13 protein-coding genes are annotated in these 12874 nt (G+C 68.5%); 7 read left to right on the forward strand and 6 right to left on the reverse strand.

Going from position 1 to position 12874, the window contains the following annotated elements; translation table 11 throughout:
• Positions 1 to 193: 193 nt before the first annotated feature.
• Genes CJZ82_RS01635 through CJZ82_RS01650 form a run of 4 tightly spaced genes read right to left on the reverse strand, consistent with a single transcriptional unit; the run spans position 194 to position 5022 of the window.
• The gene (locus CJZ82_RS01635; protein ID WP_198949603.1) at positions 194 to 1786 is read right to left on the reverse strand and encodes a YcjF family protein; all 1593 of its coding nucleotides are present in this window, start codon (positions 1784 to 1786) and stop codon (positions 194 to 196) included.
• Positions 1786 to 3984, reverse strand: coding sequence for a transglycosylase domain-containing protein (locus CJZ82_RS01640; RefSeq protein ID WP_094554025.1), 2199 nt, complete (start codon positions 3982 to 3984; stop codon positions 1786 to 1788). The genes CJZ82_RS01635 and CJZ82_RS01640 overlap by 1 nt, the downstream gene beginning before the upstream one ends.
• A complete protein-coding gene (lspA, locus tag CJZ82_RS01645; protein ID WP_094554026.1) occupies positions 3971 to 4450 on the reverse strand; it encodes a signal peptidase II in 480 nt (159 codons plus the stop codon). Before lspA ends, CJZ82_RS01640 begins: the two co-directional genes overlap by 14 nt.
• Positions 4447 to 5022, reverse strand: a complete 576-nt coding sequence (locus CJZ82_RS01650; RefSeq protein ID WP_094554027.1) for a biotin transporter BioY — start codon at positions 5020 to 5022, stop codon at positions 4447 to 4449. Before CJZ82_RS01650 ends, lspA begins: the two co-directional genes overlap by 4 nt.
• 61 nt (positions 5023 to 5083) lie before the next feature.
• Here CJZ82_RS01650 and CJZ82_RS19510 point away from each other — a divergent pair, with 61 nt between their 5' ends.
• Positions 5084 to 5437, forward strand: a complete 354-nt coding sequence (locus CJZ82_RS19510; RefSeq protein ID WP_094554028.1) for an NAD(P)H dehydrogenase assembly family protein — start codon at positions 5084 to 5086, stop codon at positions 5435 to 5437.
• Here CJZ82_RS19510 and CJZ82_RS01660 read toward each other — a convergent pair.
• Together CJZ82_RS01660 and CJZ82_RS01665 are read right to left on the reverse strand one after the other, a co-directional pair.
• Positions 5395 to 6717 (reverse strand): pitrilysin family protein, encoded by a 1323-nt coding sequence (locus tag CJZ82_RS01660; protein WP_094554029.1) that lies wholly within the window; start codon positions 6715 to 6717, stop codon positions 5395 to 5397. The two genes, CJZ82_RS19510 and CJZ82_RS01660, sit on opposite strands and share 43 nt — an antisense overlap.
• On the reverse strand, positions 6714 to 7991 hold the full coding sequence (locus tag CJZ82_RS01665) for a pitrilysin family protein (protein ID WP_094554030.1): 1278 nt from the start codon (positions 7989 to 7991) through the stop codon (positions 6714 to 6716). Before CJZ82_RS01665 ends, CJZ82_RS01660 begins: the two co-directional genes overlap by 4 nt.
• Positions 7992 to 8017: 26 nt before the next feature.
• Between CJZ82_RS01665 and CJZ82_RS01670 the strand changes: the two genes are divergently transcribed.
• From CJZ82_RS01670 to CJZ82_RS01695, 6 genes are all read left to right on the forward strand, one after another.
• Positions 8018 to 8788 (forward strand): phycocyanobilin:ferredoxin oxidoreductase, encoded by a 771-nt coding sequence (locus CJZ82_RS01670; RefSeq protein WP_369820007.1) that lies wholly within the window; start codon positions 8018 to 8020, stop codon positions 8786 to 8788.
• The gene (locus tag CJZ82_RS01675) at positions 8785 to 9699 is read left to right on the forward strand and encodes an HlyD family efflux transporter periplasmic adaptor subunit (protein WP_094554032.1); all 915 of its coding nucleotides are present in this window, start codon (positions 8785 to 8787) and stop codon (positions 9697 to 9699) included. Before CJZ82_RS01670 ends, CJZ82_RS01675 begins: the two co-directional genes overlap by 4 nt.
• A complete protein-coding gene (devC, locus tag CJZ82_RS01680; protein WP_233129961.1) occupies positions 9696 to 10883 on the forward strand; it encodes an ABC transporter permease DevC in 1188 nt (395 codons plus the stop codon). The genes CJZ82_RS01675 and devC overlap by 4 nt, the downstream gene beginning before the upstream one ends.
• An 82-nt stretch (positions 10884 to 10965) precedes the next feature.
• Positions 10966 to 11661: a DevA family ABC transporter ATP-binding protein gene (locus tag CJZ82_RS01685; RefSeq protein ID WP_094554034.1), complete on the forward strand. Its 696-nt coding sequence runs from the start codon at positions 10966 to 10968 to the stop codon at positions 11659 to 11661.
• Positions 11662 to 11720: 59 nt separating this feature from the next.
• Positions 11721 to 11876, forward strand: a complete 156-nt coding sequence (locus CJZ82_RS01690) for a hypothetical protein (RefSeq protein ID WP_011129965.1) — start codon at positions 11721 to 11723, stop codon at positions 11874 to 11876.
• A 40-nt stretch (positions 11877 to 11916) separates the two neighbouring features.
• On the forward strand, positions 11917 to 12849 hold the full coding sequence (locus CJZ82_RS01695; RefSeq protein ID WP_094554035.1) for a glycosyltransferase family 2 protein: 933 nt from the start codon (positions 11917 to 11919) through the stop codon (positions 12847 to 12849).
• The last annotated feature ends 25 nt before the right edge of the window (positions 12850 to 12874 follow it).

Here is a 12874-nt window from a genome sequence, read left to right on the forward strand (position 1 = left end):
CCTTCGGCACCAGGCAAAATGCCAGCGGGGTGAGCGGCTTTCAGGTGTGAGCTGGCATCGTGGACCCATTACGACCATGTGCGATCAACAGCCATGAGCGAGACGCCACCTCAGGCAAACCCCCGCGGACGCTGGGTGGCGATTGTCACCGGCGCCCTTTCAATTGTGATCGGGGTGCTGTATCTCGCACTGATCACGGTGCTCGACGCCCGGGGTCCCCTCCAGCCCCCTCCCCCCGAGGCCCTGGGCGAGGTGGCAACTGCCGGTCCCGCCGCCGCTGCAGAGGCTCCACCACACGGCGCAGGGCCACCTCCAGAAAACCGCGCAACGCCCCCTCCCTCCGGTTGAGGTCGTACTGGCGGCGCACCACCTCCTGCAGCCCCCCATCGCCCCAGTCCTGACCCTGCTCGAAGTAGGTGAGGAAGCTGAGGCCCGCGATCCGCGTCAACCAGGCAGCACTCACCCCCTGCACCGCCTTGCTGACCACCAGTGCCGGCAGGTTCAGGCTCAGGGCGGTGGTGATCAGTCCGAGCCCCCCCTTGATCACCCCCAGACCCGCCAGGGTGCGTCCCACCGAGAGGGCCAGGTCCTGGCCGGCCTCGCGCGTCAGCGTCACCCCGTAGGCCCGGCCCAGCTCCACCACCATCTGAGCGTTCACGGCGGCGGTGCCGAGCAGATCCACCACCGGCAGGGGGTTCACCACCAGCACCCCGGCGCCGATCCACATGTAGCGATCGACGATGGCCTCCCCGTCCTGGCGCCGCTGGCGTGAGAGCAGGGCACGGCTGGCGTCGCTGAGACGCTGGCTCTGCAGCAGAATGTTATCGGCGATCAGCTCCTCGCCGTCCTGATGCAGCAGCTCCGAGAGACGGCGCAGCAGGGCGTCGACCTCAGGAGCAGGCTGCAGCGGTCGACCGCCGGGCCTGGGGATCGACTGGGGCGCGGCGGCGGCGGGGATCACGTCCTCGGCGGCGATTCTGCCGCTGCAGCGCTGGCGCAGCAGGGCCAGCAGCCGCCGCTCCTCCTCCTCGCCGCGCAGGTCACATTTGTTCAGCACCAGCACCAGCCGCTTACCAAGGCTGGCGAGAGCTTCGAACACTTGGAACTCCGCGGCGCGCAGATCGCCATCCACCACCAGCACCAGCAGATCGGCACGGGCCGCCTGCCGGCGGGCCTCAAGCTCACGCTCCTGACCGTCACGGCCGGATTCGAGAATGCCCGGTGTATCGACCAGCTGCAGGCCACGCTGCAAGCCCTTCAGGCGCAACCGGTAGGTCTGACAGGAGGTGGTTGAGCCCATCGCGGCCCCCACATCCCCCACCACCTGCTTGAGCAGGGCACGGATCAGGGAGGTCTTGCCGGCGGAGCCACTGCCGAAAATCACCAGCACCAGATCGCCGCGGGCGAGCTCCGCCTCCACCCTGTCGCGCTCCTGTCGCAGGGCTTCGCGCGCCACCTCATCGCGTACCCGCTCCAGCACCGGATCGATGGAGCGCAACTGCTGACCGGCCGCCTCCTGGCGGCTGCTGGGGGCGGGTAGGGGCTTGCTGCCGGAACCAGGGACTGGCCTGGGGTTGCGCCAGGCCAGCAGCCAGGGCCAGGCCAGGCGCAGCAGCAGCACAGCGCCGCCACCCAGCACCAGCACCAGCAGCGGGCCCACCAGGGCCGGTGGCAGAAGGTAGCTGAGCTGCCACACCAGGTTGTTGAAGGCCTGCAGCAGCAGTGAAAGGGCCACGATCACGGCCAGGGCCGCCGCCACCCAGATCCAGAGGCGCAGGCGTGGCATCAGGGCTTCGCCGCTGGGGCGGCACGGCTCGGGGTGGCCTGGCGCATGATGTCGCCCCAGAGGCCGGCGGCCAGGGCGCTGCCGCTGCGGGTCGGGCTGTTGTCGTCGTTGCCCAGCCAGATGCCCATCACCCAGTGGCGACTGGGCTCATAGCCGATGAACAGGAGATCCCTGCCCCCGTTGGTGGTGCCGGTCTTGCCCCCCTCCTCCCCGCCGAGGTAGGCCGCACCGCCGGTGCCGGAGCGCACCGCGGCCTGGAGCAGCCCCTGCATGCTGCGGGCCACCTCAGGCTTGAGCACGCTGCGGCCGGCCTGGATGGCCCTGTTCGGCTGATCGCCCTTGTTGCGCAACTGGCGGCAGCGTTCACTCTCGAGGCCCGCGCAGGTCTCGGCGTCGGTGAGGCGGCGAATGGTGCTGGGGGCATGCCAGACCCCGCCGTTGGCCACGGCCCCATAGGCGGCGGTGAGCTCGATCAGCCGAGCCTCGCTCTGACCGAGGGTCAGGCCTGGCACGGGGTTGAGGCTGGAGCTGATGCCCAGATCCTGGGCCTGCTGCACCACTGCCTCCAGACCCACCCGCCGGGCCAGTCGCAGGGCGGCGGTGTTGCTGCTGATGGCGAAGGCCTGGCGCAGGCTGAGGCTGCCGCCGCAGCCACTGGAGAACGACTGGCCGCGCCAGCTCAGGGGACTGCAACTGATCAAGTCGCCGGGCCTGGAGCCCCGCTGCAGTGCCGCCAGGTAGGTGAAGAGCTTGAAGGTGCTGCCGGGCTGCCGCAGGGCCTGACTGGCCCGGTTGTACTGGCTGGTGCGGTAATCGCGCCCGCCGGCGATGGCGATCACTCCGCCGTTGCGGCTGTCCAGCAGCACCACAGCCCCCTCGCTTACCCCCAGGGGAGCGGAAACGGCCAGGCGCCGTCGCAGCTGCCGCTCCACCACCTCCTGTACCGGCGGATCCAGGTGGGTCTCCACCAGGAAATTCCCCTCCGCCGCCACATCCACCCCCAGCAACCTCTCCAGGTCGAGACGCACCTGATCCGTGTAGTACGGCGCAGGGCGCCGGCTGCCGCTGCGGCAGGCCTGGCTCCCCAGCTGAATGGGGCTGCGGCGGGAGCGGCGGGCCCGGTCAGCGCTGATGCGGCCGCTGTCGGCCATCTTCAGCAGCACGACGTTTCGGGCCTCCAGGGCCGCCTGGGGGTTGATGCAGGGATCGTGGCCGTTGGGAGAAGGCAGCAGACCCACCAGCAGGGCCGCCTCCTCCAGGCTGAGCCTCGCCGCCGGTTTGGCGAAGTAATGGCGGGCGGCGTCCTCGAAGCCCCAGCCCACTCCCAGGTACACCCGGTTCAGGTAGCTCAGCAGCAGGTCGCCCTTGCTGAAGCGGGCCTCCAGTTGCAGGGCCACCAGCAGCTCCCGCCACTTGCGGATCAGCGTTTCACCCTGGCCCACCTGCTCCGGGTAGAGGCTGCGGGCCAGCTGCTGGGTGAGGGTGCTGCCCCCCTCCAGCACCCGTCCACCGAGCACGTTGGTGGCCAGGGCGCGGGCGGTGCCGATCGGATCCACGCCGGGATGCCACCAGAAGCGGCTGTCCTCACTGGCGAGCAGGGCATCCACCAGGACCGGCGGGAAATCGGAGAGGGCGTCGTTTTCGCGGTGTTCGCTTGATTCCGCGGAACTGATGGGCCGGTTCAACCGGTCGTAGAGAGCGAGGGGGCCCCGCACCGGCGCCAGGCTGCCCCGCACCGGCGCCCACACAGCGGCCAGAGCGAGCAGGAGCAGGCCACCCGAACCGAGCCCCGCCAGCACCAGGGTGAGGCCACGGGCCAGCCGCTGTCCCCGGGGCATCGGCTTGCGCTCGAACACCAGCTCCGGCAACCCCGGCTCCTCGGGGGGGCCGAAGCGCACCACATCTCCATCCCGCAGCAGCAGCTCCCGGATCCGCTGGCCGCGCCAGAACAGCCCGTTGGTGGAGCCGCTGTCACGAATCAGCCAGTCGTGGCCCACTGGTTCGAGCCATGCGTGCTGCTTGCTGACAGCGGGGTGATCCAGGCTCAGCTCAAGGCCAGGATCGCGGCCGAGGCGGACCAGCCGGCCGTGGAGCGTCATCCGCAGGGGGGCGTGACCGCTCAGATGGATCTCCACCCGCGCGGAAGCCTGGCTCTCCAGCTCCACCACCCCCCGCTTCAGGCCCTCAACGGCGCTCACGGGGACGTCCCTCCCACAGATCGAGGATCAGGCAGACCACCGCCACATTGATCGCCACATCGGCAAGGTTGAACACCGGGAACTGGACGGGCACCAACTCGAGAAAATCGACCACGCCACCGATCCGCCAGCGGTCGAGGCCATTGCCCACGGCCCCCCCCAGCAAGGATCCGAGTCCCAGACACTGCCAGCGCGGTAACGATGGCTGGCGCTGGATCCACACCACCAGCAGCAGCGCCACCACCAGGCTCACCACACCCAGCCAGACGGCCTGGCCGCTGAACAGGCTGAACGCAGCACCGGTGTTGAACACCAGCCTCAGACGCAGGAGCCCCGGAATCAGGGGTGCCGCCAGACCCGAGGGCAGAGCGGCCGAAGCCCACGCCTTGCTGAGCTGGTCGAGCACCACCACCAGCCCCGCCACGGTCCAGGCGAGACGACGACTGGAGCTCACGCCTGCGCTCATGGGTCCACCAGCAGGAGGCGGCGCAGGGGCCAGGCCAGCACCGCCACGCCGCAGCAAAGCAACAGCTGGGGCAGCAGGGGGCCGAGGCTGTAGGCGACCAGCAGATCGGGCAGTCCAGCGGCCCAGCGGCCCGCCAGAGCCCCGAGCAGCAGGTTGGCGATGCCGCAAAGCTGGATCACCACCAACCCCAGGCAGGCAGCTCCCAGCAGCTGCAGCAGCTCGCCCATCCCCTCCTGGCGGGCCAGCCGACCACTCACCCAGGCTGCTGGCATGAAGCCGGCCAGGTAGCCGAAGCCTGGATCCAGCAGGTAGGCCATACCACCGCCGGAATGGAACACGGGCAGCATCAGCAGGCCGAGGCTGAGATAGCCCACCGCCGCCAGCAGGGCCGGCCTGGGGCCGCAGACCAGGGCCGTGAGCAACAGTGCCGGCACCTGGGCGGTGACGGGGAGATCGAACAGGCGCAGCCCGCCTCCGGCCAGAGGCAGGGGAATGGCGGCCTGGATCAGACCCCCCATGATGATCAGCAGCAGCCCCACGAGGGCCCCACTCCAGTTGGCTAAGGCCCGCAAACGAAGGGTGATTGGCTGACTCCATCCTGCTGTAGTGGATGCCAGCTGAACAGCGGCGGTGATGAGCTTCCCCGATCTGAACACCGATCAACCCGGTGAGCCCGTGGCTCAGCCGCCGGACGATCAGCCGAACCATGGGCCAACGGATCCGCCTTCCGGCGCTGCCGCTGAGCCCGAAGCACCAGAGTTCAGCGTGGGGGACTGGGTTCGGATCACGACCCGACTCACCTATCTCAAAACCGCCGATCCGATGCCGATGCTGCGACCACCCGATCTGGTCGATGGCGATGAAGCCGGCCAGGTGATGGCGCTCAGGGCCATCAACCTCCTGGCCGTGCGCTTCCGGCGCGGCACCTTCCTGCTGGGTGCCGATCAGCTCAGCGCCTGCACCCCCGAGGGGCAGCCCAGGGGGTGAGAGCCCCAGACCTTCCCGGCGGCCCGCAGGGCCTGAGGCGGTCCGCAGAGGCTGAGGCTGGGCCGGCTCAGCAGCTGGCGGGCGACGACATGGAGCATGTCGGGGTCGAAGCCTCCGGCCCGCTCCAGCGCCTCATCGGCGTAGGACCAATCCAGGCCATGGCCAAGCACCATCGCCTGGCGATCGGCAATCTGGCCGCAGGTCTGCCGGCCGGCCGCAGAGGCGCCGCGGAACTTGGCGAGGGCCAGGGCCAGTTCCTCCTCGCTCAGGGGCTGATCCAGCAGCCTTTGCCACTCAGAGAGCAACTCCATGGTGGCCTCAGCGGCCCGCTCAGCAGAACTGGAGAGATGGAAAACGAAGGGTGCGGCGCCACAGCGGGCCGGGGCGTGGACACCCACGTCGTAGGCCAGGCCGTGATCTTCCCGCAGCGCCACGAACAACCGGCTCGACATCCCCACTCCCAGGTGGCACTGCAGCAAGCGCAGGGCCAGGGAGCGGGGATCGGCCAGGGGCACCGTGGTGGTCCCGAGCATCAGCACCAGCTGCTCGGTGTCCTGCTCCTCGAGCACCAGAGCCGGCTCGTTCTCCGCCTCCTGCCCACTCAGCAGCGACGGGGATCGGCAATTCCAGGCTGGTCTGCCGGCGGGCTGCAGCAACTCGATCAGGTCCTGGGGTGGCCGGCCCACCAGCACCAGGGCCGCGCCGTGCCCCCCCAGGGCTCCTGCGGCATCGACCAGCTGGGGACGATCAAGCCCGGCCAGCTCAGCCTCCACACCGAGGGGGTCGTGGCCATAGGGGCCCTGGCCGTAAAGGTGGGAACGAAGCTGGTCGTGGGCCTGCTGGAACGGGTCTTCGCGCAGGCGTCCGAGGGTCTGCAGGTTGAGTTGCCGCTCCAGGCTGATCTGATCAGGATCGAGCCAGGGGGACTGCACCATGAGCCCAAGCAAAGGCAGCAGGGCAGCGGCGTCGTCGCTGGCGCACTTCAGACTGATCACCAAGGCGTCTTCGCTGGCTTCGCAGCGCAATTCATCGCCGAGGCCCTCCACCAGATCAGCCAGTTGATCGCTGCTGAGATCGCCGCAGCCCCGGCTGAGCAGTCCTGCCAGCAACTGGGCCCGGCCGCGCTGGCCTGGCGGATCGGCCGCACTGCCGCTTCGGATCCAGAGCCTGGCGGAAAGGATCGCCGGTCCTGCTCGGCGCAGCACCGAGACCGGGCAGCCCCCGGGCAGCTCGAAGCGCTCGGGCTGGGGAAGGGGAGGAAGGGGGGTGGAGCGGCTCATGCGGGCAGGGCCAGCAGACGACAAGCCCGCTCGGGAGCCAGCAGTGGCAGCAGCTCAGCACCGAGGCGCTCCACACTCCAGCTCTGCAGCAGCTCGAGGGGATGGCTCAGCGGTTGCAGACGCCCCCAGAGGCACTGGTGACCGATCAGACCCGCCACCGACGACGCCGACTCCAGGCCGAAGCGATATCCATTGGCCACAAGACGGCGGGCGCGCTCCAGCTCACTCTCGGGGGGAGGTGTGCAACAGATCTCCTGCCAGACCGCTGCGATCTGCTCCTCCACTGCCGCCACCTGCTCCGGAGCGCAGACCGCCTCGAGCAGGGCCAGGCTGCCGGATTCGAGCACATTCAGATCCAGATCGATGCTCTCCACCAGGCGCAGGTCTTCGCGCAGCCGCTGCACCAGGCGACTGCGGCGCCCTTCAGCCAGCAGGCTGGTGAGCAGATCGGCGCCGGCCAACGCCTCTTGATCGGCGGCGGCGGGAAGCTGCCAGGCCATCAGCAGGCGAGCCGCCTCAAGACGGGGCAGCTCCAGTTCATGAACACCGGGGAGCAACTCCAGGGCCACCCCTGGCGGCGGTGCCGTGGCCTTTGAATCAAGACCGGCCAGGGCACTGCTCGCCAGCAGGGTCTCGATCGGCAGCTGATCGATGGCACCGGCAATGGCCAGGCTGCAGCGCCGAGGCCGGTAGGCGTTGCTGTGAAAGGAGGCCATCCCGCCGGGGGTCTGGGCCTTGAGTGCCCTGCGGTCCCCCAGGATCGGCCGGCCGTAGGGGTGCTGAGGACAAGCCAGGGCGAGCAAGCGCTGGAAGGCCACCTCCTCGGGCTGATCCTCACTCTGGGCCAGCTCTTCGAGCACCACCTTGCGCTCCATCCGGAAATCGCCGGGATCTAGACGCGGCTTGAGCACCAGATCGAGCAGCAACTCCAGGGCTTCGGCCACCGCCTCCGCTGGCACGAGTACGTGGTAATGCACGTCGTCGAAGCCCGTGGCCGCATTACTGCTGCCACCCAACGACTCGATGCGGCGATCGAATTGCCCCGCTTCCAGACGCTCACTTCCCTTGAAGACCATGTGCTCCAGGAAGTGGGCCATGCCCTCCTGGCCAGGCTGTTCACCGGCGCTGCCGGCCTGGCACCAGAAGTCGAGGCAGACAAGAGGAGCTTGCTCCTGGCGCAGACTCACCACCTCCACCCCATTGGCGAGACGCAGCAGGCAGGGATCCTCGAAGCTGTCGGCAGCCTGGAGCGGGGGAGGGGAGGGAAGGGGCAACGGCTGGGCCGAACGGGCGTGGCAGGATCAGCATTCTGCTGGCCGAGGCTGCCCAAGTGACCTCAACCGTCCCTGCCGCATCTGGGCTGCACCCACTCGTGGATGCCCTGGCCGAAACGATCCGCAGCAGCTGGAGCTCGCTGCCGGGGCTGGCTCCCCTGGCCATCGACCAGGATCTGGAGGCGATCAGCGGCAGCCTCGACGGCGAGAAGCTGTTCATTCACAACGAGCTGCGCCGCTGCCGCGGCCTGCGCAAACTCCATCTGGAAACCGCCCGGCTGGGAGCAGGTCTGCAGATCCTGCACTGCGTGTTCTTCCCTGATCCCCGCTACGACCTGCCCGTCTTCGGTGCCGACATCGTTGCAGGACCGGCTGGAGTGTCGGCCGCCATCGCCGATCTCTCACCCACGGGCGGGGAGTTGGCCGCCGGGATCGCTTCCGGTCTGGCCGCCCTGCCGCGGCGCCCCTACAGCCAGCCGCGGGAGCTGCCGCCCTGGGGGACGATCTTCTCCCCCTTCGTGCGCTTCGTGCGGCCGGTGACTGAAGAGGAAGAAGGATGGTTCCAGGAGGAGGTGGCGGCGCTGCTGGCGGTGATGGCCAAGGCAGTGGCCAGCACGCCGGAGCAGGCTGTTGATGACCCCGCTACGGTTTTCCGGTATCACGGCCAACTCTCGTATTGCCAGCAGCAGAAACGGAACGACAAAACCCGCCGCGTGCTGGAGAAGGCGTTCAATCCGAGCTGGGCGGATCGCTACATCGAGAAGCTCCTCTTCGACGATCCCCCCTTGCCCGCATGAGCGGCCTGCCGCTGCGACCGGTGCTGATCGGCGCCGCTGCCCTGCTGGTTGTAGCCGGGACGGTCACCCTGATCAGCCGCAGCCAGCAGGGTGCCAAACCGGAGGCCGAGCCCAAGACCGTTTCCCAGCCCCGGACGCTGGAAGCGGTCTCGGCCCTGGGACGCCTTGAGCCTGCCGGTGACATCCGCAAACTCGCAGCACCGATCACCGGCATCGGTGGCAGCCCGCGGATCACCGAGCTGTTGGTGGAGGAGGGTCAGCGGGTGCAGGCGGGTCAGTTGCTTGCGACCTTCGACACCGGCCCCGCCCTTCAGGCCCAGCGGCGACTGCTCCAGAGCCGCATCGCCAACCTCAACGACCAGGTGACCCTGCTGGGGCGGGAAATCTCCCGCTACCGCCAGCTGGCCAAAGCGGGTGCCACCCCTGCCGCCGACCTCGAAAGCCGCGAACTCACCCTGGTGGAGCTCAAGGGCAGTCTGCGCGAAGCCCAGGACGAACTGGTCAAGACGGAAGCCGATCTGGTGAACACGGAGTTGCGGGCTCCGTTCAGCGGCACCGTGCTGAAGCTGCAGTCGCGGGTGGGCGAGCGCCCCGGCGATGACGGAATCCTCGAACTGGGGGCCAGCGACCAGATGGAGGTGCTGGCCGAGGTGTACGAGAGCGACATCAACCGCCTGCAACTGGGCCAGCGGGCCAGTGTCACCAGCGAGAACGGGGGCTTCAGCGGCACCCTCAACGGTCGGGTCATCCGGATCAGCCCCCAGGTGCGTCAGCGGGATGTGCTCTCCACCGACCCCACCGGTGATGCCGATGCCCGCATTGTGGAGGTGCGGCTCGCCCTCGATCCGGCCGACATCCCCCGGATCAGAACTCGCACCGGACTCAAGACAGTGATTCGCTTCGAGCCATGAGAGCCTGGCCCGGTATGGCGGCGATCTGGAACCGGCGCCGGATTCCCCTGGCCTGGCTGCTGCTCACCCGGCAACCGGCCCGGCTGGCGGTGGCCCTGGCGGGCATCAGCTTCGCCGGGATCCTGATGTTTATGCAGTTCGGCTTCCGTGACGGGCTGTTTGACGCCAGCGTCACAGTGCACAAGCTGTTCGACGCCGACCTGGTGCTGCTCAGCCCCCGCTCCAGCAGTTCAGTGAGCATGGCCGGCTTTCCCCGCCGCCGCCTGGTCCAGACCCTGGCCGATCCCGACGTGGCCGGCATCACGCCGGTGCACTGGAACCTGGTGCTCTGGCGCAATCCCAAGGATCTGAGCACCCGCTCGATCCTGGCCCTGGGATTCGAGCCTGGCGATCCCCTGTTAACCGTTCCAGGCCTGGCAGCGAAGGCCAGGGTGCTCAACCAGCGGGGTCGGGTGCTCTTCGATGAACTCTCCAGGCCTGAGTTCGGGCCCGTGGCCGAATGGTTCCGGGCGGGCCGCACGGTGGAGAGCGAAATCGGTGGCAAGCGTGTGCGTGTAGGCGGCCTCGTGGGCCTCGGGGTGTCATTCGGGGCCGACGGCAACATCCTCACCAGCAGCGAGACCTACCTCCAACTGCTGCCCAACACGCCCCCCGGCAGCATCGAAGTGGGCCTGATCCGCCTGCGCCCGGGGGCGGATCAGGCCCTGGTTATGAAGCGCCTCAAGGACTCCCTGCCCAAGGACGTGAATGTATTCACCAAACAGGGCTTCATGGACTTCGAGAAGGACTACTGGCGCAGCAGCACGGCCATCGGCTTCATCTTCACCCTCGGTGCCGCCATGGGCTTCATTGTCGGCTGCGTGATCGTCTACCAGATCCTCTACAGCGATGTGAGTGATCACCTGCCGGAATACGCCACCTTGATGGCGATGGGGTACCGCCTCTCCACCCTGCTGGGGGTCGTGGCCCGGGAGGGATTGCTGCTGGCACTGCTCGGCTACCTGCCGGCCTACGCCGCCGGCCAGGGCCTCTATGCGCTGGTGCGATCAGCGACCCGTCTCCCGGTGTACATGGACATGCCCCGGGCTGTCCTGGTGTTCAGTCTGATCCTGGTGATGTGCATGGGTTCGGCCGGCATGGCGATGCGCCGCCTCGGGGATGCCGACCCCGCCGAGATCTTCTGAACGCCGCCCCAGCCGTGTCGCCATGACAGCCTCTCCCTCGTCCCTTCAAGCCCGCTCTGCCCCGGCTGGTTCCCCGCTGCCGATGGTCGAGGTGGAAGGTCTCTGCCATTGGTATGGAGCCGGTGAGATGCGCCGCCAGGTTCTCCAGCAGGTGAGCCTGACCATCCAGCCCGGGGAGGTGGTGCTGCTCACTGGTCCCTCGGGTTGCGGCAAGACCACCCTGCTCACCCTGGTGGGAGCCCTGCGCCAGGTGCAGCAGGGCCAGGTGCGGGTGCTGGGCCAGCACCTGAACGACTCCAGCCGGAAGCAGCGTCAGCAACTGCGGCGGCGCATCGGCATGATCTTCCAGGGACACAACCTGCTGCGCTGCCTCAGCGCCGAGCAGAACGTGCAGATGGGCTCCGACCTCCTGCCCAACCTCAGCTACCGGGCCCGGCGCGATCAGGCGCGTGAGTGGCTGCGGGCTGTGGGCCTCGGCGACCATCTCGACAAACTGCCCCACGGGCTCTCCGGAGGCCAGAAGCAACGGGTGGCGATCGCCCGGGCCCTGGCGGCCCACCCCCGCCTGCTGCTGGCCGATGAACCCACCGCTGCGCTCGACAAACAGAGCGGTCGCGAGGTGGTGGATCTGCTCAAGCGCCTCGCCAGGGAGCAGCACTGCGCAGTGCTGATGGTGACCCACGACCCCCGCATCCTGGATGTGGCCGACCGGCTTGTGCAGATGGAGGACGGCCGCCTGATGGCCGCCCGGGTGCCTGAGCCGGAACCTGCGGCCTGAGGGCCCACGGGTGAAGGTTGGTAGGGTGGAAGATCATTCCAACGAGCCCGAAGCAGTTCATGGCGAAACGCAGGAACCTCAAGAAAGAAAAGCAGGAGCGCAACCGCTCCTACGCCCGCAAGTTCAAGAAGCGCAAGCTCCGCAACGACGGCCGTGGTGAAGGGGCCGGCAACGGCGTCACCGGTACTGCCAACAACGGCGGCGCCGCCGACTGATCCGGGAGCCGGTGCTCTCACCAGCTGCCGCAGCCAAGCCATGTTCCCCAGCGTCGTCATCCCCACCTACAACCGCCGGCCGATCCTGGAGAAGGCACTGCTGGCGCTGGAGGATCAGCGGCTGGAGCAGCCTCTGGAGGGCTACGAAGTGGTGGTGGTCGACGACGGCTCCACAGACGGCACTGCCGAGTGGCTGCGGCAGGAGGCGGGGCGTTTCCCCCATGTGCGCCTGATCGAACAGGACCATGGCGGACCCGCCGAAGGCCGTAACCGCGGCGTCGACCACGCCCGCGGTGATGTGATCGTCTTCATCGACAGCGATCTGGTGGTCACCGGCACCTTCCTGCTGGAGCATGCCCGGGCCCTTTCAGCCAGCTGGCAGCGCAGCGGCAACCGGCTCTGTTTCACCTATGGGGCTGTGATCAACACGGCCAATTTTGAAGATCCCACCAGCGAACCCCACAAGCTGAGCGATCACTCCTGGGCCTACTTCGCCACCGGCAACGTGGCGATCGATCGCCAGCTGCTGGAGCGCTCCGGCCTGTTCGACACCGGCTTCCGCCTCTACGGCTGGGAAGACCTGGAGCTGGGGGAGCGGCTGCGCCGCCTGGGGGTGGAGCTGGTGCGCTGTCCGGCGGCAGTTGGGTACCACTGGCATCCCGCTCTCAGCCTGGAGCAACTGCCGGACCTGGTGCGGATCGAGCAGGAGCGGGCCCGCATGGGGCTGGTGTTCTACCGGAAGCACCCCACCCGGCGAGTGCGCTTCATCATTCAGTTCACCTGGTGGCACCGCCTGCTCTGGGAGCTGCTCACACTGGGGGGTCTGGTGAACGAGCGCACGCTCCGGCCGCTGCTGGCCTGGCTGATCCGTCATGGCAAGAACGCTCTGGCCATGGAGCTGCTGCGTTTACCGCTCAACCGCCTGGGAGTGCGCGCCCTGTTCCGCGAAGCCCGCGCCGAGGGCCTTCGCTGACCGTTTGGTAGCTTGAGGGGTCCTT

The organism is Synechococcus sp. 1G10, from assembly GCF_002252625.1.
Classification (GTDB): Bacteria; Cyanobacteriota; Cyanobacteriia; order PCC-6307; family Cyanobiaceae; genus Regnicoccus_A.

Bases quoted from the DNA above. Each gene is read 5' to 3' on its own strand.
- CJZ82_RS01635 (WP_198949603.1), bottom strand. From the start codon at position 1,786: ATGCCACGCCTGCGCCTCTGGATCTGGGTGGCGGCGGCCCTGGCCGTG.
- lspA (WP_094554026.1), bottom strand. From the start codon at position 4,450: ATGAGCGCAGGCGTGAGCTCCAGTCGTCGTCTCGCCTGGACCGTGGCG.
- CJZ82_RS19510 (WP_094554028.1), top strand. From the start codon at position 5,084: ATGAGCTTCCCCGATCTGAACACCGATCAACCCGGTGAGCCCGTGGCT.
- CJZ82_RS01660 (WP_094554029.1), bottom strand. From the start codon at position 6,717: ATGAGCCGCTCCACCCCCCTTCCTCCCCTTCCCCAGCCCGAGCGCTTC.
- CJZ82_RS01675 (WP_094554032.1), top strand. From the start codon at position 8,785: ATGAGCGGCCTGCCGCTGCGACCGGTGCTGATCGGCGCCGCTGCCCTG.
- devC (WP_233129961.1), top strand. From the start codon at position 9,696: ATGAGAGCCTGGCCCGGTATGGCGGCGATCTGGAACCGGCGCCGGATT.
- CJZ82_RS01685 (WP_094554034.1), top strand. From the start codon at position 10,966: ATGGTCGAGGTGGAAGGTCTCTGCCATTGGTATGGAGCCGGTGAGATG.
- CJZ82_RS01690 (WP_011129965.1), top strand. From the start codon at position 11,721: ATGGCGAAACGCAGGAACCTCAAGAAAGAAAAGCAGGAGCGCAACCGC.
- CJZ82_RS01695 (WP_094554035.1), top strand. From the start codon at position 11,917: ATGTTCCCCAGCGTCGTCATCCCCACCTACAACCGCCGGCCGATCCTG.